At 39.0% G+C, this 23,047-nt stretch carries 24 protein-coding genes; 5 read left to right on the forward strand and 19 right to left on the reverse strand.

Going from position 1 to position 23,047, the window contains the following annotated elements; translation table 11 throughout:
- Positions 1-203 precede the first annotated feature (203 nt).
- The 3 genes from IPJ96_00100 to IPJ96_00110 are packed head-to-tail and all read right to left on the reverse strand — an operon-like array spanning position 204 to position 801.
- On the reverse strand, positions 204-377 hold the full coding sequence (locus IPJ96_00100) for a transposase (protein MBK7908763.1): 174 nt from the start codon (positions 375-377) through the stop codon (positions 204-206).
- Positions 323-559: a transposase gene (locus IPJ96_00105; GenBank protein ID MBK7908764.1), complete on the reverse strand. Its 237-nt coding sequence runs from the start codon at positions 557-559 to the stop codon at positions 323-325. The genes IPJ96_00100 and IPJ96_00105 overlap by 55 nt, the downstream gene beginning before the upstream one ends.
- Entirely contained in the window at positions 547-801 is a 255-nt protein-coding gene (locus tag IPJ96_00110) for a hypothetical protein (GenBank protein MBK7908765.1), read from the reverse strand. The genes IPJ96_00105 and IPJ96_00110 overlap by 13 nt, the downstream gene beginning before the upstream one ends.
- A gap of 973 nt (positions 802-1,774) precedes the next feature.
- Between IPJ96_00110 and IPJ96_00115 the strand changes: the two genes are divergently transcribed.
- Positions 1,775-2,287: a transposase gene (locus IPJ96_00115; GenBank protein MBK7908766.1), complete on the forward strand. Its 513-nt coding sequence runs from the start codon at positions 1,775-1,777 to the stop codon at positions 2,285-2,287.
- Positions 2,275-2,511 carry a transposase gene (locus IPJ96_00120; GenBank protein MBK7908767.1) on the forward strand — a complete coding sequence of 79 codons (237 nt, stop codon included), beginning with the start codon at positions 2,275-2,277 and terminating at the stop codon, positions 2,509-2,511. Before IPJ96_00115 ends, IPJ96_00120 begins: the two co-directional genes overlap by 13 nt.
- A gap of 476 nt (positions 2,512-2,987) precedes the next feature.
- Here IPJ96_00120 and IPJ96_00125 read toward each other — a convergent pair whose 3' ends face one another.
- Together IPJ96_00125 and IPJ96_00130 are read right to left on the reverse strand one after the other, a co-directional pair.
- Positions 2,988-3,749 (reverse strand): hypothetical protein, encoded by a 762-nt coding sequence (locus tag IPJ96_00125; GenBank protein MBK7908768.1) that lies wholly within the window; start codon positions 3,747-3,749, stop codon positions 2,988-2,990.
- Between the two features lie 222 nt (positions 3,750-3,971).
- Entirely contained in the window at positions 3,972-4,319 is a 348-nt protein-coding gene (locus tag IPJ96_00130) for a hypothetical protein (protein ID MBK7908769.1), read from the reverse strand.
- Between IPJ96_00130 and IPJ96_00135 the strand changes: the two genes are divergently transcribed.
- On the forward strand, positions 4,306-4,809 hold the full coding sequence (locus IPJ96_00135; GenBank protein MBK7908770.1) for a transposase: 504 nt from the start codon (positions 4,306-4,308) through the stop codon (positions 4,807-4,809). The two genes, IPJ96_00130 and IPJ96_00135, sit on opposite strands and share 14 nt — an antisense overlap.
- Positions 4,810-5,295: 486 nt before the next feature.
- Here IPJ96_00135 and vsr read toward each other — a convergent pair whose 3' ends face one another.
- The 6 genes from vsr to IPJ96_00165 are packed head-to-tail and all read right to left on the reverse strand — an operon-like array spanning position 5,296 to position 11,059.
- Complete coding sequence (gene vsr / locus IPJ96_00140) at positions 5,296-5,715, reverse strand: DNA mismatch endonuclease Vsr (protein ID MBK7908771.1); 420 nt, start codon at positions 5,713-5,715, stop codon at positions 5,296-5,298.
- Entirely contained in the window at positions 5,708-6,733 is a 1,026-nt protein-coding gene (locus IPJ96_00145; GenBank protein MBK7908772.1) for a DNA cytosine methyltransferase, read from the reverse strand. The genes vsr and IPJ96_00145 overlap by 8 nt, the downstream gene beginning before the upstream one ends.
- A gap of 3 nt (positions 6,734-6,736) precedes the next feature.
- On the reverse strand, positions 6,737-7,258 hold the full coding sequence (locus IPJ96_00150; protein MBK7908773.1) for a hypothetical protein: 522 nt from the start codon (positions 7,256-7,258) through the stop codon (positions 6,737-6,739).
- Positions 7,248-8,135 (reverse strand): hypothetical protein, encoded by an 888-nt coding sequence (locus tag IPJ96_00155; protein MBK7908774.1) that lies wholly within the window; start codon positions 8,133-8,135, stop codon positions 7,248-7,250. Before IPJ96_00155 ends, IPJ96_00150 begins: the two co-directional genes overlap by 11 nt.
- On the reverse strand, positions 8,132-10,843 hold the full coding sequence (locus IPJ96_00160; protein MBK7908775.1) for a sensor histidine kinase: 2,712 nt from the start codon (positions 10,841-10,843) through the stop codon (positions 8,132-8,134). The genes IPJ96_00155 and IPJ96_00160 overlap by 4 nt, the downstream gene beginning before the upstream one ends.
- A 9-nt stretch (positions 10,844-10,852) precedes the next feature.
- Positions 10,853-11,059: a helix-turn-helix transcriptional regulator gene (locus IPJ96_00165; GenBank protein MBK7908776.1), complete on the reverse strand. Its 207-nt coding sequence runs from the start codon at positions 11,057-11,059 to the stop codon at positions 10,853-10,855.
- 294 nt (positions 11,060-11,353) lie between these two features.
- Between IPJ96_00165 and IPJ96_00170 the strand changes: the two genes are divergently transcribed.
- Complete coding sequence (locus tag IPJ96_00170) at positions 11,354-11,602, forward strand: hypothetical protein (GenBank protein MBK7908777.1); 249 nt, start codon at positions 11,354-11,356, stop codon at positions 11,600-11,602.
- A 132-nt stretch (positions 11,603-11,734) separates the two neighbouring features.
- On the opposite strand, the gene IPJ96_00175 is transcribed toward IPJ96_00170, so the two are convergent.
- Positions 11,735-13,276 carry an IS1182 family transposase gene (locus IPJ96_00175; GenBank protein MBK7908778.1) on the reverse strand — a complete coding sequence of 514 codons (1,542 nt, stop codon included), beginning with the start codon at positions 13,274-13,276 and terminating at the stop codon, positions 11,735-11,737.
- Between the two features lie 522 nt (positions 13,277-13,798).
- Between IPJ96_00175 and IPJ96_00180 the strand changes: the two genes are divergently transcribed.
- Entirely contained in the window at positions 13,799-14,980 is a 1,182-nt protein-coding gene (locus tag IPJ96_00180; protein ID MBK7908779.1) for a cysteine desulfurase, read from the forward strand.
- On the opposite strand, the gene IPJ96_00185 is transcribed toward IPJ96_00180, so the two are convergent.
- The 7 genes from IPJ96_00185 to dndD form a co-directional block, all read right to left on the reverse strand.
- Positions 14,973-15,785 (reverse strand): hypothetical protein, encoded by an 813-nt coding sequence (locus IPJ96_00185; protein ID MBK7908780.1) that lies wholly within the window; start codon positions 15,783-15,785, stop codon positions 14,973-14,975. The two genes, IPJ96_00180 and IPJ96_00185, sit on opposite strands and share 8 nt — an antisense overlap.
- A 2-nt stretch (positions 15,786-15,787) precedes the next feature.
- Positions 15,788-16,096, reverse strand: coding sequence for a hypothetical protein (locus IPJ96_00190; protein ID MBK7908781.1), 309 nt, complete (start codon positions 16,094-16,096; stop codon positions 15,788-15,790).
- Between the two features lie 5 nt (positions 16,097-16,101).
- Positions 16,102-17,610: a DNA recombination protein RmuC gene (gene rmuC / locus IPJ96_00195; GenBank protein MBK7908782.1), complete on the reverse strand. Its 1,509-nt coding sequence runs from the start codon at positions 17,608-17,610 to the stop codon at positions 16,102-16,104.
- Positions 17,611-17,615: 5 nt separating this feature from the next.
- Positions 17,616-18,860, reverse strand: a complete 1,245-nt coding sequence (locus IPJ96_00200) for a DGQHR domain-containing protein (protein MBK7908783.1) — start codon at positions 18,858-18,860, stop codon at positions 17,616-17,618.
- A gap of 167 nt (positions 18,861-19,027) precedes the next feature.
- Entirely contained in the window at positions 19,028-19,384 is a 357-nt protein-coding gene (locus tag IPJ96_00205) for a hypothetical protein (GenBank protein MBK7908784.1), read from the reverse strand.
- A 14-nt stretch (positions 19,385-19,398) separates the two neighbouring features.
- Complete coding sequence (locus tag IPJ96_00210) at positions 19,399-20,961, reverse strand: DndE family protein (protein ID MBK7908785.1); 1,563 nt, start codon at positions 20,959-20,961, stop codon at positions 19,399-19,401.
- Complete coding sequence (gene dndD, locus IPJ96_00215) at positions 20,951-23,047, reverse strand: DNA sulfur modification protein DndD (GenBank protein ID MBK7908786.1); 2,097 nt, start codon at positions 23,045-23,047, stop codon at positions 20,951-20,953. The genes IPJ96_00210 and dndD overlap by 11 nt, the downstream gene beginning before the upstream one ends.

Consider the following 23,047-nt stretch of genomic DNA (forward strand, 5'->3'; position numbering starts at 1 on the left):
GAAAGTAGTACTGTAGCAGCTGCGCGCATTCCGCCAAAATCCTCAAAAATGCACCGGCTAACCACTACCGTGGCTTGGCGATTTCTATGCCACTTGCAAGCCTTTCTTCACATAATTTCTCTTTTCCTTAACACAGGCGAATATGCGGTGTATAAGCTTGTTTCGGATGGCATTGATCACTAACATTTTGTTCTTTCCTTCTTTCACCCTTCGATCAAGTAATCTTTAAACTCTCCGGACCTGCTGATCGAACTTAGGGACGCAAGGTGCAGCATGGTTTTCATTTCCTTGTCCGCAAGGTGGGATACTCTGCTTTTACCCTTCAGGCTTGTTCCGGATGTGTGCTCAAAGGGGCGACGCCGACATGACAGGCATATTTCTTAGCATCGATGATCTTATTGAACTCGTCAGTTGACACCAGGATCTTGGCAGCCGTGATTGGGCCGATATTCGGAACGGAAGTGATGTAGCTAAAAAGTTCCTTCAATTTTTCATCGCTAAGGATCACTTTGTGAATAGCTGCCGTCAAAGCTTTGATGTCGTTCTTCAGCGCTGCCAATGAGGATCAAAGCTTCGCTTTAAAGTAGCTAGATTCTTCTTTAAGCCAAGACCTGCCAGCTCTTCAATCGGGGTAATCAGGATAAGCTTTGCCTTAATGAGACGAGCTCTTTGTGATAGCAGGCTCTTTAAGGATTTGATGATTTCTCGAGACGGAATCCAGAGATTTGCTTGTTCCTGATGAAGGAAGGCATACTTTGCGATTCGGCCTGCATCAATCTTATCACTTTTCCCGCGGACCATACCGATTGACCTTTTTTATCCGAAGTGCTGATTCTAACCAAACATGGAATCCAAGTTTGCAAAGCACTTCTACCAAGTGAATATTATAGACTCCCGTATGCTCCAGACAAACAAGTGTCTTTCGGGGATCGAGCTTTAGACTCTTGAAGAATAGTTGAAGCTTTTTGGGACTGTTTTCCAAAGTCCCGTCGGACCGAACCTCGCCAAGAATGCAAGAAGTCGACCGTAGCTTTGCTGACGTCAATGCCGATGATGTGTTCAAATTTCATAGCTTTGGTTTTTGAGTATCGTTAACACATTGAATATGCTCAAGTCCTTGATAACGGGTCGCGAGCCCAAATTTCTATCGGAGTCTTATTCAATGAACTGACAGGGTTCCCAATCGCCAAATAGGTCTTACCTGGGAATGTGTTGGATCGCCCCTGTCAGTGTTAACTTATCTACAAGTTACATTAGATATCAACTCCCCCTAGAACCCCCTGTTTATAGTAGTAATAGGAGTGTAAGAATGGTGGAAGTAAAGCTAAAGGGAATGTTAAGCGCCTTCGCACTATTGCAAATAGTTCTGCAGCAGCAGCGCGCATTCCGCCAAAACGCACCGCCCTTCCAATTTAAAACTAAGCCCTTCGGCTGCAGTGCATCGGGCGGAATGCGCGCAGGAACTGAATCCACTTAGCTCAGCGCTTCGTGCGGCGCTTAACATTCCCTTTAGCTTTACTTCCACCATTCTTACACTCCTATTACTACTATAAACAGGGGGTTCTAGGGGGAGTTGATATCTAATGTAACTTGTAGATAAGTTAACACTGACAGGGGCGATCCAACACATTCCCAGGTAAGACCTATTTGGCGATTGGGAACCCCTGTCAGTTCATTGAATAAGACTCCGATAGAAATTTGGGCTCGCGACCCGTTATCAAGGACTTGAGCATATTCAATGTGTTAACGATACTCAAAACCAAAGCTATGAAATTTGAACACATCATCGGCATTGACGTCAGCAAAGCTACGGTCGACTTCGCATTCTTGGCGAGGTTCGGTCCGACGGGACTTTGGAAAACAGTCCCAAAAGCTTCAACTATTCTTCAAGAGTCTAAAGCTCGATCCCCGAAAGACACTTGTTTGTCTGGAGCATACGGGAGTCTATAATATTCACTTGGTAGAAGTGCTTTGCAAACTTGGATTCCATGTTTGGTTAGAATCAGCACTTCGGATAAAAAGGTCAATCGGTATGGTCCGCGGGAAAAGTGATAAGATTGATGCAGGCCGAATCGCAAAGTATGCCTTCCTTCATCAGGAACAAGCAAATCTCTGGATTCCGTCTCGAGAAATCATCAAATCCTTAAAGAGCCTGCTATCACAAAGAGCTCGTCTCATTAAGGCAAAGCTTATCCTGATTACCCCGATTGAAGAGCTGGCAGGTCTTGGCTTAAAGAAGAATCTAGCTACTTTAAAGCGAAGCTTCGATCCTCATTGGCAGCGCTGAAGAACGACATCAAAGCTTTGACGGCAGCTATTCACAAAGTGATCCTTAGCGATGAAAAATTGAAGGAACTTTTTAGCTACATCACTTCCGTTCCGAATATCGGCCCAATCACGGCTGCCAAGATCCTGGTGTCAACTGACGAGTTCAATAAGATCATCGATGCTAAGAAATATGCCTGTCATGTCGGCGTCGCCCCTTTGAGCACACATCCGGAACAAGCCTGAAGGGTAAAAGCAGAGATCCCACCTTGCGGACAAGGAAATGAAAACCATGCTGCACCTTGCGTCCCTAAGTTCGATCAGCAGGTCCGGAGAGTTTAAAGATTACTTCGATCGAAGGGTGAAAGAAGGAAAGAACAAAATGTTAGTGATCAATGCCATCCGAAACAAGCTTATACACCGCATATTCGCCTGTGTTAAGGAAAAGAGAAATTATGTGAAGAAAGGCTTGCAAGTGGCATAGAAATCGCCAAGCCATGGTAGTGGTAACATTCCGCCGGGCGGGATACGCGCTGGAACGATTACTATTTCACTTAACGCTTTGTGTGAGCCTAACATTCCACTCATCATCTGAAGTGGGGACATTCGGCCAAGCGGTTGGCAGCGTCACCCCCTCCTTGGCTACATCCATATAAAAATGGGAGCTTGTGCCAAACTGCCTGTTGTAAGCAAGAAAGGTTCAAACTTCTCTTACCTTAGTTTTAATCGACATAATACTCGTACGTAATAGTTATCAGGCGCTCTCTGCCTCCCTCTTCATGGATCTCCACTTTCACCAGTTGGTCCTTGTCATTGTAATGGATCATCTCATATCCATTTCGCTGATCCACTTCATAGGAGTAATCATATCGGTATACATTTTTCGATAGGGTTGAATAAGCACAATGTGTGACCTCGCTCATGCAGTACTGCGCTTTTTTGTCCAATGCTACAGCCTTGCTTCTGTCAAACATTTGTAATTCTTTATTGTAAAATGCTCTTTTGTATACATCGAAGGCATCTGGAAATATCATTGTTGGATAATCGCTATAAATGCTCTTCTGAACAATTGTGTCTTCAATTGCATAAAATTCCAAAAAGAGTTCATGCTTACTTCCATAGGTGTTAATTACTTCGACAAACTTTTCCTTCTTGTCATAATCAAACACCAGTGTATAATAGGGAGGAGACGCATAAACTTCATAGTAGTTAATTCTCTTATACCTACCTGCTGTGTCAAATTCCGCGTAATAGACAGGGACAGAAAATCCGTCATCTACCACCTTCAAGCTTTTAACGCCTTTGAGATGCTGCTTTGTGAACTCAATTGGAGCCGACGAGCCCAGTATGTCGGGGAAACGAAAACATGAAATATACTTAGTGAAAGTAACTATAGCATCTTTATTGGGCTTATTTACGTAGTACTTCTTCGGCTCTTCTGCTGATGCACTTTCGATCTTATTTGTTACACTGTCTTTTGTCAAAGACAAATCATTTTCCTGACAAAATGATTGAGCTGCAATTAACAGGAATAATATCGTTATTTTATATGTTCTACTCATTGAGGTTGGGGAAGGGGGCGCTTTCAATCGAGTCAGGCCGGGGAATCTCGCCCCGTGCTTTCAATAGTCCCGATAGCTATCGGGAGGCCGTGAACCGCTCGATTCATCCGGCTCTTTGTATTCTTTTACCACTGACTAAGATAGTCAAGGTTGCACCAATCTACAATGGGTGAACTGGTCGGGGTTGGCTTTATAGCACGACCGCAGCCAGCGCAGCGAGGCGTACTTGTACAATCCCTTTTCCCATTTCACCCATTTCAGCAGTCGGTGGCTGAGCTGGTTCCAGACGTCGCGCATCCCTCCTTCCCAAAACCTATGGAAGTAACTGATCAAGCCTGCAATCAGCGGGTTCAGCTCACGGGCCAGTTCCTCAAACGGTTTGCGCCGCTTGTGGAGTTCCAGCTTCCTGAACTTTTCCCGGATCGCGGTCTTGGATCGGATGCTCACGAACGTTCCCGGCATCAGCAACTCCCGCCCGTTGATACGGCGCATGACGGGTTGTAGTGTAAAACCCAGGAAGTCATACTTCATCGGGCCCTTTGCCGGACCCGAATCGGTGATCGATTATCTGGGTCGCTACACCCACAAGATCGCCATCAGTAACCACCGGCTGCTATCGGTAAGCAAGCAAGTTGTCCGCTTCCGGTACAAGGACTACCGTGATGGCAGCTCTCACAAGGTGATGGACCTGGAGCCCATGGAATTCATTCGCCGCTTTGCCCTACACATCCTGCCCAAAGGCTTTGTGCGCAACCGGCACTACGGTATTCTCTCCAGCCGACGCAAAGCCGTGTCCATCCCGCGGATCATGCTGCAACTCCTGGGCCGGGCCCTCACCCTGATCCGGCATATCCGCAGCAAGGCTCCCGAAGTGCTCTGTCCCTGTTGCAAAAAAGCGCTGATGAAAACCATCCTGCGCTTCGACCACTGGGGGCCGCCAAAGCGCCATAAGGAACTATTGACACCATCATTACTTCATTGAAAAAAACACCTGCAGGCCGGGCTGAGCTTGTATTGACCCTTACTTAAAAACAACCTGTGAAATTATCCTGATGACTTCTTTACTGAATCATCACCCGCCAAATCCGGCGAACATCCTGCCTCTTAGGAGCTCATCCTGATCGTCCCCCATCCATACCTGCCTTATTCAACCTCCATAGTCACCTGCACGGCGCCGCGATAGCGGGGTTCCGTGCAACAGCGGCTTCATTGTCCGTCCTGCGGACGCAACGAAGCCTTGGTTGTTGTAAGCTGGCCTTTTGTCCACCGTGTCTGCAAACCATTGTCATTCTTGATTTGTCTTGTCATTGAGGGTCGGTTGTGGGGTTACGTATTTTTTATTTTCAGAAGAGAAGGAAAATATTTTAATTCACTTTTGTCTGGGCAGGAAAGGTGGAAGCTCTTTTGCAAGCTTTGGTCTGTGCTTGGGCTTGTGCGGCTTGCAAATGTGCTTACACCTGTGCGGTTGCTATTTTGCATTGAGTTTCCCATTTAGTTTTTTCATTGAACTGTCAAATCGTTCTTTGTTTTTTAGTTCGCAGTCCCATATCGTTATTACTCTCCAGCCGATTTTTTTTAATTGACTGGTTGTTTTTTTGTCTCGATCAATATTACCCTGAATTTTAGAATTCCAAAACTCGATATTTGATGTCGGTTTTGTGCCTCTCTTACAATTGTGTCCGTGCCAAAAACACCCATGTATGAAATTTATTGTCTGATGCTTGGGCAAAACAATGTCGGGTTTCCCAATAAGTGTCTTTACATTTTTTCGAAACCTAAACCCTTGTCTGAACAAAAAACTTCTGACTGAAATTTCCGGTTTGGTTTCCTTACCGGAAATTGAAGCCATAATTTGGCTGCGTTTTCTTTTTGTAAAGATGTCAGCCAAGATGTGAAATTATGTGTTGTTTGATATTCTCGGATTGTATGAAACTGAAATTTGGCGGTAAGGCATTACCAATAAGCAAAGCTAAATTTGTTCTTGGTGTGTCGACTGGAAACTTATAGTTAGCGGGAAATGATTGAAGTAATGCCGCTTCTCTGGCAGAAATACAACGATTTTGTTCTGGATGCAAAAATCTCCCTTTAGATGGATTTAAACATCCTCCGGTAATTGTTGTTGAATAATCATCCCAACGTAATCTACCGTAAACATCATTGAATCCAACATTCTCCGCTTCGTGGCATTTTAGTAAATATTTCTTTGGTAGGTCTTTTCTGCTTCCTCCATTCTTCGGAGTCAATTCAATTCGTTTTTGGACTTCGGGAGTATGGACAGGAAATATTTTGTGAATTGGGTCTTTAGAGTTTTCAGGTAAAGGTAAATTTCCAATAACGTGCCTAACTGTTTTCTTTTCATCAATGGGTTTTGCAACGCTAATTTCACCGAGTCTGGAGCCAACTAATACCAACCTTCTCCGACTTTGTGGAACGCCATAATTTTTTACGTTTACAACTTTATAGTCAATCCACTTGTAACCCGCTTCATTTAAGATTTTCAACGCTTTCTTAAATAGATCATAATGGATAAGACCGGGAACATTTTCCATCATTATGGTATAAGGTTTTAGAGCCTTTACAAGACGAACGTATTCCATTATCAAGTTGTTTCTTTCATCATCAACCGGTTCAACTCGGTTTAACCTTCTAATTGAGCTGAAACCTTGGCAGGGCGGACAACCTGCTAACAAATGAATTTTTTTTCCTTTCAGCTGTCGTTTGATTTCAGCAATTGAAACTTTGCGAATATCCTTTGTTATTACAGTTGTATTGGGGTGATTCAACCGATATGCTTTTGATGCAATTTCATCAATTTCAAAAGCAATTTTAGTTTTAAAGTCGGCTTGGTGCATTCCTTCTGTTAAGCCCCCACAACCACTGAAGATATCAATTGACAATAGCTCCATGATTTAATTCTGTATTAAATTAATATTTGTATATCCTACACACTTAAAAAGAGCAACTACGTTGCTAATAATTTCGTCAGGACTTTTTTGGGTTAACTCAACTTGCTTTTTTATCGGGTATCTCCCCGAAGAAAAGTTAATTTGAAGTGTGTAGGTTTCATTTTCTTTTAGGAACCATAATTCACCCCCAATAATTGCATCTTTCTTTCCTGTTACATTAGTGTGACAAATGCAGCCTCTTTCTGCCTCAGAAGGAAGTGCTTCATATGCGATATTTATTTTGTCTTCACTAATTACCCATAAGTACCTTCGTCTTTTTTGAATTTTATCATATTCTTTTTTTGCTGACAAATCAATTTCATCTTTAATCTGATCAATGGTATCGGCATAAACAATGTCTTCCGGAAATCCATTCTGGGATGCGTTATACGATTTACATAGCGCATCTTCGCCAAACTCAACACTTCTTTGTGGTGGAACTTTTTGACCAATTGTGGGTAATATTTCTTTACAATTATCCTTCATGATTTTGAAATGTTTTAGACGAGCCTTTTTCAAAAGCTGTCTCAAGTATTGATAAATCATAATTCTTTATTGCATAAATAGCAGTTATAGGCTTCAGCTTGTCCTTATCATTATAAAACTCACTGAGAGTAATTCCATTCTCTGAATAAATCCTTGTGTTTTTAGCATTGATGTAAAACTTGACATTTGATTCTTCGAACATCTTTTCAATAGATAAATGCGAGATTTCCGGGTTATTTTTTGAGAAAAAGGAAATAATAAAATCACTGCCGAGAATGGATTCTGCCATCCAAAATAACTCAAATGATGGGAGAAAGGACGATGGATAAAACTTTACATTAACATCGTGGTATCTTTTATCTTCTGAAATGCTTGTTAAATCAGACAGTAAAGTTTCTAATAGATTTTCCTGAGTCTTCTCATCCTCTTCGTGAATACTTTTTGAAAATATTTCAAGTCGTCTGTCATTGTATTGTTGGCGGATTGGATTTAATACGTCCTCTATATCAGATTCCAATTCATTGCCGGATAAAATAAAAATTTTACTTGTAGTGCGAGCAATAATTTCTTGTATTGTTTCCTCGGCTTTTGATTCACCGTAATCCCAATCAAGAATTATTGAATTAGGTTGATAATTCGAGTTGGTAATATGGTTAAGAAAAAAATTCGGATGCGTGAAGCCGGAAAATTGTATTTGCTTGAACTTATTTGATTTCGCAATTGTTGCTGATAAAAATCTCTTCACGGTCGGTTCTGCCCATGAATCCTGTGAAATCAAGCCGGAAATTTCTCCTTTTGATATTAAACCGGTTTCGTTAGCCACAATTCCGCCTTCCGGAAGTATTTTATCGTCTATATAACAGATTTCGTAACTCATATCGCTTTTTCTTTTTGTGAAGGAACTTTCTCGAAGTCAAGTGTAAACTGAGCACCATTATCGAAGCCTTTTAGCTTTTCTCTATTATGGGTTTCATATATGTCACCTTTCATGGCTTGCATATAATATTTACAGATGTATAAGCCGAGCCCGCTTGGGGGAACTTTTAAACTGTATCCCGCCTCAAATAGATATGGCCTAATAGCTTCCGAAATACCAGGGCCATTGTCTGCAAATACCATTGTTCTCTTCTTTGCGTTTAGTTTTATTTCGATTTTTCTATCGGGGCTTGGGCTGAACTGAAGCCAATGAACACTATTGTCAAATAAGTTACTTAAAACTTGATTCATCGTTCCATATCTTCCGTAAACAATAAAGTCCTCTTTTTCATTAAAGGAGAAGTCAATATTTAATTCCTCTAATTTTCTTTTGAAAACTTCAGATGCAAATTTTATCGAACGAGAAATAGGAAATTCTATGCGATTCTCATTGCGAATTGCTCGTAATGGGCTTAATCTTTTTAATTCTGATTGAAGTGAGGCAGAGGTTTTTTTCAAGTCTTCCAGTTTTACCTTATCAATCACATTTGCTTTAAGCATTTCTGAAATGCCGGAATAGAAGTTTGCGGTAATTTTCGCAATTTCATGAACAGATACTGCTACTGAAATTCCATAGGCTGCCTTTTCTTTGAGCAAATCCTGAATTTCTTCAATTAACTCCAGACTTGACTTTAGATTTTTTAGTGAGTTATCTAGGTTAATTAGCCTTTCTTTCCTGCCGCTGACATTGTCCACAATTTGATGAAATAGTGAATAAGGGTCTTGTTCAACCGGATAATTTTCGTCAATGTTTTGCAACAATTTTCTTTGTTGCTTAATTACATCATTAAGCTTTACCGGGTCTCTTGTTATTCCTTTCGTTAATGACGTGTATTTATCTCTAAATGCGATGTAGCTTTGCTCAACCAAATTAACAACACCGAGTACCATTTCGCGGAGATCTTGAAATTGTCTGTTTTCTAATAAACCTTCCCTGCTTGTTTTATCAATAAGTTGAGGATTGTCCAATTGGTCTATTTCTATATTGGCAATCATATGATAATATGAAAGCCGGTATGCCTGCTTAATTTGTTTTTGCCTTAACCCGTACCAATCTGTTTTATTTGCCCATTCGGCAGGTAGTATCAAAACATTGTCTCTATAAATAGAAATACCACCATTGCTTTCAAGATACGTGAAAAACTCCTTGGAATCCGGTCCTTCAATCCACTCTTTATCTCGATACCAAATATCAAAATGAAAATAGAAAGAGCCGCATTTCGGCTTCCCATGCTTCAGCCAATAGGCATTTCCAACTTTGAGATCGTAATTTTTGTAGGTTATAGTTTCCGGTGGAATAGGGATATTGTGAGGAGGATTAAACTCAATTGTAGTTTCCTCAATGATACCCTCAGCATTTACTAAACCATAGTATGAAAAAATTGGAGTGAAATTTTTATGAAACGGTTCTTGAGGTAATTCTCCTAATTGAGGGCAAGAGAAATTAACAACGAAAGCAGGACGAATTTTATTTGGATTTGGATTTGGTGTATTAAGCTGTGTAATGGAGTAATTTATATCATAAATTGTTTCACTGCTCCATGAATAATTTTCTCGTCCTCCAGAAATAATCAATTGTGTTCCTGAGTTACTATCTCCATAATCTCGGCTTATGGGTTGTCTTGTCAACGAAACACCAACAGAACTTAAATCTGTTAAAGTATTAGGACTAGATTGGTTGAAATCATCCCAATTTATTTTCAACACTAATTCATAATCTATATCTGCCGTTTTTGTGATAATTAAAAGATGTTTTCCTAAACGATGAGTCGCAAATCTTCCAACTCCCTTTTCACCCAAAGGAATTCTTCCTTTATACTGAGATTTTAATTGAGCAAGCAAAGATTCATAATTACTTAACTTGCCTGTTTCAAGCGCTTTTAATTTTTCTTTCTTTAACTGTTCCTTTAAATTTGTTTTTAATGTTGTTGCAGGTCTTAACCATCCATTTTCAATAACTTCTCTCGTCATTCCAACACCATCGTCTTCAATTACTATTACCGGGCCTTCAAACTGATTGAATCTATTTTCTTTTTCATCCGTTTTTGGTATTGATTTAATTTTTTCAATGCGAACATTGCAATAGGATGCCCCAGAATCCAAACTGTTTTTAATCAATTCTAGAATGCCAACCTTTTCTGATTCGATAAGTTGCTCCCCTAAAACCTCAACGAGGTGTGCATCGGCTTTGAAGTTTAAAACTATTCCACCATCAAGGCACAATTCATCCAAAAACTCCGGGTTTATTTTTCTGACAGCATTATTATAATTGTAGAATTCCGAATTGTAAAGTTTTTCAAGAATTTCTCCTTCAGAATTTTTAAAAGAAACAGGTTTTGAGAAAGGTTTAAAATCGGAAATTTCAACGAAGTAATGATCGGGAGTTTTTTTGTCAATAAAAGGTCTCTTTGTTATTCTTCCATAACCATAAAAAACACCATCTCCCTTTTTGTCCGGTTCATAATAAACAACTTCAATCGGAAGAGAACTGAATTGATTTAAATAGTTCTTTTTGTCTGTCGCTGGAAAATGATAGTATTTTCCAATGAAATCATTGTAATCACTGTCATTTCTGTATTGAGTTAATATGAGACAATTTCTTTCTTCCATTACAGCACTTTATTTTGTTGAAACCAAAAGTTCTCTTACATCTATATCAAGGACATCAGCTATTTCGAATAACGTTTCCATCGTTGGTTGCATTTGATTAGTACACCATTTAGAAACGGTTGTTCTGTTTTTACCTAATTCTTCTGCAAGCCAGTTGTTGGTTTTACCTTTTTCTGCTAATACAGCTTTTATCCGGTTACTCGCTTTTTTCTTCATAAATGAAGCCTTTAACATCTAATTTTCTGCAAAATAAGCATAATATCACAAATCTATTTTCTTCATTTTCAGCTTTTAAAGCTAAACAATATGCTTATTTATATTTATTATTTGCTTTTTAAGCATATTTTGAATATTTTTGAACAAAATTAAGTCTCATGAGAAACTATACAAAAGTCGATTTGGAAGAACTCGTTTCCTGTCAATTGGAGAACCTTAACGCTATGCACGATTTGCTTAGTATCATGAAAGTACAGAACGAGTTACTGCATAACGCCAATAAAAAACTTAAAGATGAAATTTCTGAATTCAAAGAAAAGCACTTTGTATATCCAACTGGGAAACGAAATCGAAAGTAACATCATTCTTGCGGGTGGGAGATTTGGCTCTTTTGGTTTTGCGGAGGGTCGGCTTGCGTGTCGGGCAAAAGCAAATGTGCCAAATGTGGGTTGGCTAAAATTGAATTTAAAAATGTGCAGTGGGGAAAATAAAAAATACAGAAGGGTCGGTCTGAGTGTCGGCTTTCTTCTTGTCGGTTTGTAATACTGTTTGTCCGTTAGTCACTTGTCGAAATGGTTTGTCGTGTACCTACTTGATTTCAGTCGTCAGTCTGTCGCTGTCTTGTCGTCTTAGGCTTGCTTATAACGTCAGTTCGTGCAACAACTCCCCAAAAATTCAGCACCACCCTTCCCGGACGATAACAGGAACAAGCTGCCAGCACGAATATTTTTGGTATTGCCTTGCATTACGGAGTGCCCTATCCGTAAAAATAGAAAAAAGCAGCTTCCTCAGCCACTTTTTCAACTTAGGCAGGCCTAGGATGTTTATAACCCTCCGAAAATTATAAATCAGGTAAATGAGTCCGAACTCTCCTTCGTTCTTCCGCAGGCCTTTTAACAGGATGTGGTCGTATCCCCACTGTCGTTTGATGGTCCCGAAGATGTGTTCGATGATCTGCTGACGAAGTGTATAGACGGATGAGTTTTCTCTGACCCGCCGGTTGTTGCGCTCTACCGCTTCGGCATGTACGGAACGCTCGATCACCCGGCCGTTCGGATTGCGCGTGCACAGGTGCCGCACTTCACAATTATTACAAGCCGTGGTCTTGTAGTGTTTTACCCGGGTTACCGACTTTTCGTACTTTTTGTTGTACCACTGACCGGTGGTTTTCAGGATATGTCCCTGTGGACACACATACTGATCTTTCTTCGGGTTATAACGAAAACGCTCGCCGTAAAACTCCGGGGTGGGAACGGGATTGCTCCGGGGAACTTCCTGGTATGCCACGTAGGTGTAGATGTCTTCCCGCTGGCAGGCGGCAAGCTGCTCGCCGTTGTGGTAACCCTTGTCGGCCAGTACGGCCACGGCCTCTGTATCACAGATGCTCTTGGTCTTCTGAGCCATCGGCAGCAGGGCTTTGCGGTCGTTCTGGTTGGTGACTTCGTACTCGAGCACCAGCTTATTGGCCGAGTCTGCGACGGTCTGCACGTTGTAGGCCACTTCGATCACCGAGCCGTGCAGGATCATGCTGCGGGCATCGGGGTCGGTGGTGGAGACCTGGTCCTGGCCGGTGGCGGCAAGCTGCTTTTCGATGCGCTTATACTTTCGGCGCTGAGCTTTTTGTTTCTTCAGCTTCTCACCAACGGCTTCCTGCTGAGCTTCATCCAGGTCACCGGCATTGAGTTCTTCGATATAGGATTGAATCTTGGTATCGATGTATTCCAGTTGCCGGTCGATTTTCTTCTGGTTGAAGTTGTTCTTCTTGGAGTTGACCGCTCTGAACTTGCTGGAGTCCAGCGCCACCAGTGTTTTCCCGGTCAGGCCCTTGCGGTTGAGTTGCCGTACGAAGTGGGTGAACGCATTACGGAAGAGCTGCGGATTCTCCGACCGAAAACCGGCAATCGTACGAAAACAGGGCTGCAGGCCTTTCAATAGCCACAGCAGCTCAATGTTCCGCTGGCACTCACGCGCCAGGAGCCGGGAGGTTCGGATCCTGTTCAGGTATCCGTAGACATACAATTTGAACAGATCCGCCGGGTGATACATCGGCCGGCCTTCTTCCACCGGCGCTTTTTCCAAAAAACCCAAATCCTTAAGCGGGAGCGCATCCACAAACAGATCAATTACCCTGACCTCGGCATCTTCCGGGATCAAATCATCGATACACGTCGGGAATAACGTGGCCTGCCTGCGATCAAATCCGGTGAGGTATTTCATGGGAAGCCGATTATCCTCTGAAGATAATCAGCAATCCCCTTAATTGGATTGAATTTCTTTAAACAGGGCGGGAAGGTTTTTGCACAGTCTGACGGTTTTCGGCTTTGCGAAGGCGGGGCTTTTTAGCACTACCGTTCAATTGAAAAACCGCACTTCAATTATACGAAAAAACTGTCAACCGAAGCACTGCACCCCCGCTTTTGCAAAACCGATGTTAGCAGATGGCGTTCTGTCCTCCGTGTCAAGTTGCACTACCTTTTGATTTATGCTCCGAACTGTCAAAATGCTTGTCTGTCGTGGGTTGTGCATTGGCAAAAAAAATTAAAACACCGAAGGGAGGGAAGAAAAAAAATGAATTTCTTCTTGGGTCGGGCAGGCACACTCTTTTGCAAACTTTGGTCTGCGGGTTGGCTTGTAGCGGTTTGCAAATGTGTGTGACTGCTGCTTAGGGTCATTTGTTATGTTTATTTTGTAATTGTCTGCCGAAACAACCCTTCAAATTCATAAATTTGTCAAATAGAAATGGAAGCGAAAAAACAAGTTATTTATTTAGATAATAACGCAACTACCCAAATTGATAAAAGGGTCTTGGATGCGATGATGCCATTTCTCACCAATGAGTTTGCAAATGCCAATAGCACACATCAGTTTGGAGTCTATGCTTACGAAGCTGTCAAGTCTGCCAGAGTCCAAGTAGCGGAATTAATTGGAGCAGAAGCACACGAAATTGTCTTTACAAGTGGGTCAACCGAGGCGATAAACCTTGCTATTAAAGGTGTCGCTGAAAATTACCAGTCAAAAGGGAAACACATTGTTACGGTGTCAACTGAACATAGTGCCGTTTTAGATACTTGTCAATATTTGGAAACCAAAGGTTTTGAAGTTACCTACTTGTCTGTCAAGGCAGATGGTTTGCTTGATTTGGATGAACTTAAAACTGTCTTGCGTGATGATACCATTTTGGTGTCTGTCATGCTTGCCAACAACGAAACGGGTGTCTTACAACCGATAAAGGAAATTGCTGAACTGTCGCATGGTGTTGGTGCTTTGTTTATGACTGATGCAACACAAGCAGTTGGAAAAATTGCTGTCAATGTTGATGAACTCGGCATTGATTTACTCTGTCTAAGTGGTCATAAATTATATGCTCCGAAAGGTGTCGGTGCTTTGTATGTTCGTCAAAGAATGAACCGTGTCAAAATACCTGCATTGTTGCATGGTGGTGGTCATGAAAAAGGTTTGCGAAGCGGAACGCTGAATGTCCCAGGAATTGTCGCCTTAGGTGAAGCCTGTGCTATTGCAAAAAAAGAGTTATCAAAAAACGCTGAAAGCATTGGTGCTTTGAGAGATTATTTAGAAACTGAATTACTCAAGATTGATGGAACTACTGTTAACGGAAACACTTCTTCACGATTATTCAATACGTCAAACATTCTGTTTCGTGGTGCTGATTCAGATGCTATCATCATGGGTTTGAGTAATCCTGAAACCGATTTGCCTTTAATTGCTGTGAGCAATGGAAGTGCTTGCACTTCTGCATCAATTGAACCTTCTCATGTTTTAACTGCAATGGGCTTAGATGAAGTTGCTGCATTTAGTTCTATTCGTTTTTCTATCGGAAAATTCAATACCAAAAAGGAAATGGATATTGTTATTGATGCTGTGAAAAATGTTGTTATTGGTTTAAGGGCAATGATTAGCTAAATTCTATCTCCAACTGTTCATCTTCAGTTGATTCAAAATCGTAGTAATGTAACAACCTCAGGTAGTCTATAGTTTTTACATAAATTTCATCTCCTATTCCAAAAGTCTCAGCTTGTATTTCGCTGACATCATTCTTATATTTTGCAATAAGAATCATTTGAATTGAGAGTAAAACTATCCGAGAAGCAACTGAGAAAATATCAACTTCAAGTGCCTTCTTTTCAATTCCCCAATCAGGAGGTTCTGGAAACAAAAATGAACCATGTGCAAATTCATTTCTTATTTCATATACAACGGATAAACCAATGCCGTGTTCAGAATTACATTCTTTAATTTGAAAAAGAGACTCTAATGGTTTTCTTTCATCATGAATAATGTTGTTTGATTTTAGAAAAATTCTCAACTGATGAATCAATTCGTTGTAATACTTTAAACGAACATTGCAATTTTCAAATTCTGCTTTAATAAAATAGGTTGCTTTTGATATTTTTCCGAATCCTCTAGGGCATTTTTTTAGTTTTAGAGTTATTATCAAACTTTCTAAACTGCACCAAACAAAATTGAAGAATACTAACTCGGGTAATAATTGTTTATTGTGCTTTCCTAAGGCATCTGAATAGTCATCTGCCGATTCACATAAACCAATAGAGTAATCATACTTAAAAGCATCATAATCTACACTTTCAATTCTGCTTGCTACATCTAACCAATCATAAACTATTTGAAATTCGTATGGACTTCCCAAATCATGTAGGCAAAGAAATAACCTTCTAGCATGGTCTTGAAGTGATAATAGTTCTTTCATAGTCAAAACAACATACCAAGATGCAGCAATAATCCCCTTGCTGGTGAATGTGTAATAGGAACGAAAGGTTTAAAATTTACTGTTGCAAAATCTTCAAGTTCTTTGTAAGCCCTGTAAACTTCTTTCAAATTCATGCTCCATTCTTCTTCTGACTTAGCGTCTAAGCGTAGAAAAAACATTTCATCATTTTCAATTCTCTGAACTTCATATCGTCTGCCGTTAGAACTGGTAAACGATTTTACTTTTCTTGCCTTTTCAAGAAATTCTGAAAGCGGAATTAGTGGAGTTATTTTTTGAAATGTCTTTGCCATAACTTCTAATTTTCTTCCGTTGTATCATCTTCCTGACTTGCATCCAAAATCATCTTTGTTTCGGCTGCGGGCAACTCCTGAACTTGTCTTAATTTTCTTTCAATAGCTCGTGTTCTCACTCCTGCTGTGTCTATTACATTTGATGCTTCATCAAGTTTTTTCTTTGTCTTTTCAAGTATAGTTCCAAACTGCCCGAACTCTGTTTTCACTGCTCCAAGCAAATCCCAAACCTCGCTGCTGCGTTTTTCGATTGCCAAGGTTCTAAAGCCCATTTGCAAACTGTTAAGCAAGGCACTCAAAGTAGTTGGGCCGGTTATGGTGATTTTGTAATCTTTCTGCAATTGCTCAAAAAGTCCCGGAACTCTCAACACTTCGCCAAACAAACTTTCATAAGGCAAAAACATGATACCGTATTCTGTGGTGTTCGGTGGGTCAATGTATTTTTCTTTAATGTCTTTGGCATTTTTCTTAATGCCGTTGATAAACGCTTTTCGATATTCTTCAATTTTATCTACATCGCCTTTGTCATAAGCATCTACCAAGGCTTCATAATCCTCTTTTGGAAATTTTGAATCTATAGGCAACCACAAAGTTTTTTCAAGGTTGTTGCCATGTGGCATTTTGATGGCAAATTCTACTACCGCACCGCTTCCTACTTTTGTTTTTACATTCTTCTCGTATTGCTCGTTGGTCAATAAATCTTCGATGATGTTCTGCAACTGATATTCGCCCAAAACGCCTCTTGATTTTACATTGCTCATTACCTTTTTCAAATCGCCAACACTCACTGCCAAAGTTTGCATTTCTCCCAAACCTTTGTGAACGGCTTCTAATCTGTCGCTTACTTGTTTGAATGATTCGCCAAGGCGTTTTTCCAATGTTTCGTTGAGTTTTTCATCAACGGTTTTCCGCATTTCTTCCAACTTCTTCTCATTGCCTTCCTGCATGGTTTTCACTGATTTTTCCAAACTCAATTTGAGTTCTGAAATTTTTTCGCTGTTAGCAACATTTTGTGTTTTCTGACTTCTTTCAAAATCTGAAAACTGTTCTCTCATGCGTTCTTTATAATCTTTCAAAGCATCGTTTAATTCCTTTTTGAATGCTTCCAGATTATCTTTCAATTCATTTCTGCTTTCCTTGCTGTTGTTGTCTATGCTCTTTTGAAAGTCAACCAATTTTTCTTCAAAGGTTTTGCGGATGGCTTCTAACTTTTCTTCGTTTGATTTGGTGAGGTTGCCTAATTGCTCAGAAAATGTTTGAGTAAACTTATTGAGTTGATTGCCAATTTCCGTTCTTAAACCTGTTGCCGTTTCTGCACTTTCTTTTCTATTGGTTACAAATTCATCTTTTAGATTTTTCTCGGTGTCTTTCAAATTGGAAGTCAGTGTTCCGATAGAAGATTTGATTTCGATTAACTCATTGCCTGATTCTTTCTTACCTGCTTTTAAGGTGAGAAAGATGTTTACGATTAGGAGAATCGCAAGGGCTGAAAGGAATATGTAAACGACTTCCATCTTAGTTATACAATAGGTTTAAGGTCATCTTTATAGGATAAGTTATATTCCTTATAAATCTTTGTAAGCTCATTTGAGATATAATTTTTTTCATCTTTTTTGCCTAAGAGAAATCTAAAGATTGACTTTTTTAGTTTTTTGTGCCCGGTTTCCATTTTGTCGCCCTTCCAAAAGACATACATCCAATTTTTACTACTAAGGTCAAAATCAATTTTTGCAACATTTTCTTTGAATACTTTAATTCGTTTTAAATCGTCAAACTCTTTATATATTGTAGCAAATAAAAGTTGACCTTCGGGTCTTAATAATAAATTCCCCCCATTCTTTTTATTTCGAATAAATTTTGAAGGAACGGATTCCTCTTTAATGAATTTGATGACGTTTGGAAATGTATCGAAGAAAAACGACCAAAAATCAGTTATCTTTTTATACAATTGCTTTAAAACTTCATCTGTTGGACGGATAATTACTTTCGATTTGTAAAGTGTAGAATAATCCACTAAAATTTTATTGATTTCATAAAGACAAACTAATGTTGTAAAATTCTTTATGTCTGTAGCTGTTAGGTTAAACATTTTCGTGGAGGAAACGGCATTATCTAAAATAAAAATAGGATGGTCTTGAACTAACTTACGTGTTAGTATAGCAGCAGCATCATCTTCTTCAAGAATTACTTTTTCGGCAGGTTTTATAGATACTGCATACCTATTTAAAACAGTAAATAATCTTCTTGTTCGCTCTTTTAAATCTGATTTATGAATCACAATAATTAATGAAATTTCATCATCACCAATAGATTTATTTTCTTCAAATGCTTTTCTTATACCAAGTAGGCGATGTTGTCCATCTAAAACAAATATTTCTTCATTACCTGCTAAAGTCAAAACACCAATTTTATTTTCAATATAATCAACATCTGCATCATCAATTAAGTCATTGTCTATCCTAAATTGTCTTTCAAGGTCAAAGTCAGCCCATTCTGGATTTCCTTTGTGTATTGCAACAATCAGAGAACTAAAGAATCTTTCTTTACTTTTAAGCAAATATTCTTTTATTTTGGATATACGACTTAAATCAATTTCCCTTTGAAGTATCTGATTGATGTTTTTCGTGTAAAGTGCTTTTGATTCTGGAACAGTAATTACTCGATTTCCCTCAACTATATCTTTAACTTTAATTACAGTAGAAAAATAGTTCCAAGAACCAAAGTTTCCTCTCAATGAAGGTAGATGAATTGATTTCTGTGCCATAATTTAGTTATATATACTTCGTGAATTTAATGCTCTTCTTGCCCTGAATTGATTGTTAAGAGGTGGGATGATATTATCGTAGAGATTTTGTTCAATTATTTCTATTTGATTATCTGGCAGAGCTAAATCATAGAAGTAAACCCAAGTTTTATTTTCCCACAGATTCGTTAGAAGCTGGATATTTCTTCTCTTATTCCTATCGCCAATAGCACTAACGTATTCATAAAATCGTCTGAAAAAGTATTTGTCCCAACGACTTTTCCAACATACATTAAATAATTTGCCGAAGGAGTAAAGGGGAATTCTGGTTCAACAAAAAACATATAAATGCCCTTTCTATTTCTAACCGCTCCTAAATTTGCTCTTATATTTTCGTTAAACTGTATTCTAACAGGTGCGTTTAAAATGACTGCCAAATTAGGATTAATGTTATTCCATAATTCATAATGCAGCACAAAGGTTGGAATGTTATATAGTTTCTCAGGATTTAAATCGGCTAATTCGTCTCTTGTCAATACTGGCATAAACTTTTATTTACTTACGCTTTAAACAATTCCCCAACCTTAAATTCTTTCAGGTTAGATACTAATTGATATTTCTGAATTTTCTCCATGCTTGATTTTAGCTTTTGCCCGTCTTTATCGCCAATGCCTAAAAATTTCTGCATCATTTTCAGGTTGGTTTTGTCTTTGATGTCGAACAAGAAAGCGGTTTCACACATGCTGCTAAAGTCAAATGATGGCTGATTAAATTCTTCAATTCCTTGTGAAAGCAATACCACCGAAACTCCTTTAGAACGGATTTCTCGAAGTATTTTTTCCAACAGGTCTTGGCTCTTCTTCTCTTTAAAAATTACGTGTGCTTCGTCAATCAACAACACATATCGCATTCCCTGATATTTCCCTTCAATCGGGGCGTTGTCCATGTTCATGAACGTGTTGTAGATATAATTGATGATAAGAAAAACAGAAGTGAAACGAATGTTTCTTGGCAAATCGCCACTTAAACTCATGTAGTAGTTTTTGTTCAAGAAACTGTTTTTCAAATCAACTTTCGTTTCAAACAAGTCCAACTCACTCAAACTTTGTAGCACTTCTTTCAATGTGCTTGCTTTGTCTCCGTCTATCTCAATTACTTTGTCGTAAATCTCTCTGAACGATGGATATTGACCGTTTTTCTTTGAAGCAAAAACTTCACGGGTTGCATCTTTCAATGTTTGCTGTTGGTTCTTACCAATGTTGCTATAACTGGTAATGATGTCAACAAACTTGCTAATACCCATGATTTTGTTTTTCTCGTTCACGTTGTCAATGAACGAAAGCGGATTGATAGGGAAGGGCTTGTAAGGTGCTTTGATTAACTCGGTTTTCGTTTTGTTGAAAAACACGCTGTTTGCCTTCTCATCTTCGGCAGTGATACCTTTAAAGTCAAGGAAAATAAAATTCACTTCGCCTTTGGTTTCCGAAACTACTTGTTCAAGCAGTCGGTTAGCGAAATAAGTTTTCCCTGTTCCTGAATTACCTGCAACGGCTATGTGTGCATTGTTGTGAATGGAAGTGTCATTGAGATTGAAATAGATTTTTTCATCATCAAATGAACTTCCAACTAAAATTCTGATTGCACCTGTGAAATAGTCTTTATTTGAAATTCGGTTTCTTCTTGTCTGCTCGTCAAAGATGATAGCATCATTGGTAACATCGTTTTCCTCTAACTTCTCAATTCCTCTTTCAATGTTTTCCAAAAGAAAATCAAGACCTGAATAGTTTTTGTTTTCCTCAAACAGTTTATTCATCAAGGTCAAACCGTGGTCAATGTGCATTTTGATGTATTTGCCAATGTCTTTGTCTGACTTATACAAACTGTAATGCTGGCAAATCATGGCAATGTAATAATCACGATATTTTCCGAAAAGAATATCGTCTTTGTATTCCTTGCCTTTGCTGTCTTTCAAATCATTTTCAAGACTAAGTTTCACACCTTTAGAGAGTGAATAGGCAAATGCAATTCTTGAAACTACGTTTTCCGTTCCAAGATTCAGTCGTTTGGTTAGCTCCTGAACAACTGGTTTGTTCGCTTCGGATGTTCGTAGATTAATCAGCATTGTTATACATTCTATTGTAAGTTCTTAAAAAATTGTCGGGTTCAATGGTCATAAACTCGCTCTTATCTTCATGCACATTGTGAATGAGGTAAGTTTGAGCAATATGTTTTGAAAGAATATTGAACTCTCTCTCGGTTAACTCCTTGTTAATTAGCGGGAAAATCACCACTTGTTCTGAAATATTCGGGTAAAAATACTTCACGATGTTTTCAGCGTGTTGCTCGTCAAATTTCTGCATTGGCGAATCAATAAAAACAGGGAATTGAATATCGCTTTCCTCAACAAGTCCTCTAAGCAAAGCGGTTGCATACATTTGTTGCTCACCTTTACTCAGCGATTCTTTTTTAATTTCTTCGCCTCTTGCATTTTTCAAAACAATATCAATGTCCTCACCAATAATTTCAACTTCCACTTTTTTGATAAATCCTTTTTTGTGAAGCAAAGTGTTCAGTCCGCTTAAAATTTGTTCTTCAAGCGATTCTTTTTTCTTGGCTTTAAACTTGGTGATAAAGTCTTTCAGGTTTTGAATATTTCTTGTGATGATGGCATCTTTTTCAAGATTGTTTTCAGAAACTTTGAGTTTGCGTGAAAGTGTTTCAATCAATTTTCCTTTTTGCGTTTTTTCATTGGTAAACTCACCAATTTCACGATTTAATGAATCAATCGTTTCATCAATTCGGATTATCTCTTTGTCAAGTTCTTCTTTATTCTTTCTATACTCTGCAATAATCGGGTCTTCCTGATTGGCTTCTGCATCTTTAATGCGTCTGCGGATTCCGTTTAATTCGTTTTTCGTTTGGTTGAAATCACCGTTAATTCTCTTGAATGATTCACGGAATGATAAGCGAATATTGCTAATTACTGCTTGCAATTCGTTTCTTTCCGAATCAGAAAATTCATGAATTACTTTAAAATCTTCCGGCAATGCTTCTGTGTCTGAAAAGAAATGTTTTCGAATTAATGTTTTAAAAGCATTTGCATAAAAGTCATGCACTTGGTGGTCTATTGCAAATTTGTCTGGCTTCGGAATGTTCAATAAATCGGTTAAGATTTTATTGGTAACGTCATTTACATTTTCATTTTTGAATTGTGCCGCTTTATGATTGGCTTCATTTTCAAGTTGGCGGCTAACATCCAAAAATTTCTCTCCTGCAATAGCAAACGGAATGATGTCGTATGAATCTTTGAGTTCGTTTTGTAAATCGTTTTGGCGTTTGGTCAATTCATCTTCTTGGTCACGTAATCTTTGCAGTTCCTCAACTGTAATTAAACTTCCTGCCTTGATTAGTTTCTCTTGAATGTCTCTGGAATCCTTGTTCTTTTCGTTTCTCTTTTCCCTTAGTTCGCTAATCTTTTTATAATTCTCTTCAATTTTAATTTCGCAAGTTTCAACTTCTGCTTCTAATTGTTTTAACTGGCCTTTTTCGCTTGCACTTGCTGAATCTTGGCGAAGTTTGAGTTGTAAATTTTCCAACTCGTTTTTTATATCCTCATATTTCTTGATGCCCAAAACTTCTGAATAGGCACGACTTAAATTTCTGCGTTGTTCTGCTGTGTTTACTTCGGCTAAACTCACAATCTTTTCAGCATCGAAGAAGAAGAATTTTGCAATCTCAATCGGCATGATGAACTCACGAATGAAAATTTCTTGTCCAACTTCTTTTGCTAATTCACTTGGATAGCCGTCAATCAGAACTTCTACTTCATCTGCAACACTAGTTTTGGCATTGTAGCTTCTCTTAACTACAATTTCTTTGCAAGGAACTTCGGGAATGTTTACATCAGTGAAAGTGATGGAAACATGGAAGTTATAGTCTTCTTCTGCCTTCGCTAATCTATTAAGTGAGTTTACAATGTATTTGCTGTAACCTCCTTGGTCTACAATTTCTTTTTTGTATAAGTCGTCAACCTCTTGCATGTTTTTACCATACAAGCACCAAACCATTGACATTAATAAAGTAGTTTTTCCAAAACCGTTTCTTCCACTCACTACAAAGATGTTTTTCTTACCCTCGCTAGTTAAGTCAATGGTATTTTCGCCTTTGTAGATACGAAAATTGTAGAGTTCAATTTCTTTTATAGTCAT

Source organism: Bacteroidota bacterium, assembly GCA_016713765.1.
In the GTDB taxonomy this organism is placed as follows: Bacteria; Bacteroidota; Bacteroidia; order AKYH767-A; family 2013-40CM-41-45; genus Pollutiaquabacter; species Pollutiaquabacter aromativorans.

Excerpts from the sequence above, each read along its gene's own strand:
- IPJ96_00190 (MBK7908781.1), bottom strand. The coding sequence starts at position 16,096 with ATGGCAAAGACATTTCAAAAAATAACTCCACTAATTCCGCTTTCAGAA.
- IPJ96_00150 (MBK7908773.1), bottom strand. The coding sequence starts at position 7,258 with ATGAAGGATAATTGTAAAGAAATATTACCCACAATTGGTCAAAAAGTT.
- IPJ96_00160 (MBK7908775.1), bottom strand. The coding sequence starts at position 10,843 with ATGGAAGAAAGAAATTGTCTCATATTAACTCAATACAGAAATGACAGT.
- IPJ96_00110 (MBK7908765.1), bottom strand. The coding sequence starts at position 801 with ATGGTCCGCGGGAAAAGTGATAAGATTGATGCAGGCCGAATCGCAAAG.
- IPJ96_00210 (MBK7908785.1), bottom strand. The coding sequence starts at position 20,961 with ATGCTGATTAATCTACGAACATCCGAAGCGAACAAACCAGTTGTTCAG.
- rmuC (MBK7908782.1), bottom strand. The coding sequence starts at position 17,610 with ATGGAAGTCGTTTACATATTCCTTTCAGCCCTTGCGATTCTCCTAATC.
- IPJ96_00205 (MBK7908784.1), bottom strand. The coding sequence starts at position 19,384 with ATGCCAGTATTGACAAGAGACGAATTAGCCGATTTAAATCCTGAGAAA.
- dndD (MBK7908786.1), bottom strand. The coding sequence starts at position 23,047 with ATGACTATAAAAGAAATTGAACTCTACAATTTTCGTATCTACAAAGGC.
- IPJ96_00155 (MBK7908774.1), bottom strand. The coding sequence starts at position 8,135 with ATGAGTTACGAAATCTGTTATATAGACGATAAAATACTTCCGGAAGGC.
- IPJ96_00130 (MBK7908769.1), bottom strand. The coding sequence starts at position 4,319 with ATGCGCCGTATCAACGGGCGGGAGTTGCTGATGCCGGGAACGTTCGTG.
- IPJ96_00165 (MBK7908776.1), bottom strand. The coding sequence starts at position 11,059 with ATGAAGAAAAAAGCGAGTAACCGGATAAAAGCTGTATTAGCAGAAAAA.
- IPJ96_00200 (MBK7908783.1), bottom strand. The coding sequence starts at position 18,860 with ATGGCACAGAAATCAATTCATCTACCTTCATTGAGAGGAAACTTTGGT.
- IPJ96_00145 (MBK7908772.1), bottom strand. The coding sequence starts at position 6,733 with ATGGAGCTATTGTCAATTGATATCTTCAGTGGTTGTGGGGGCTTAACA.
- IPJ96_00170 (MBK7908777.1), top strand. The coding sequence starts at position 11,354 with ATGAAATTTCTGAATTCAAAGAAAAGCACTTTGTATATCCAACTGGGA.
- IPJ96_00185 (MBK7908780.1), bottom strand. The coding sequence starts at position 15,785 with ATGAAAGAACTATTATCACTTCAAGACCATGCTAGAAGGTTATTTCTT.
- IPJ96_00180 (MBK7908779.1), top strand. The coding sequence starts at position 13,799 with ATGGAAGCGAAAAAACAAGTTATTTATTTAGATAATAACGCAACTACC.
- IPJ96_00175 (MBK7908778.1), bottom strand. The coding sequence starts at position 13,276 with ATGAAATACCTCACCGGATTTGATCGCAGGCAGGCCACGTTATTCCCG.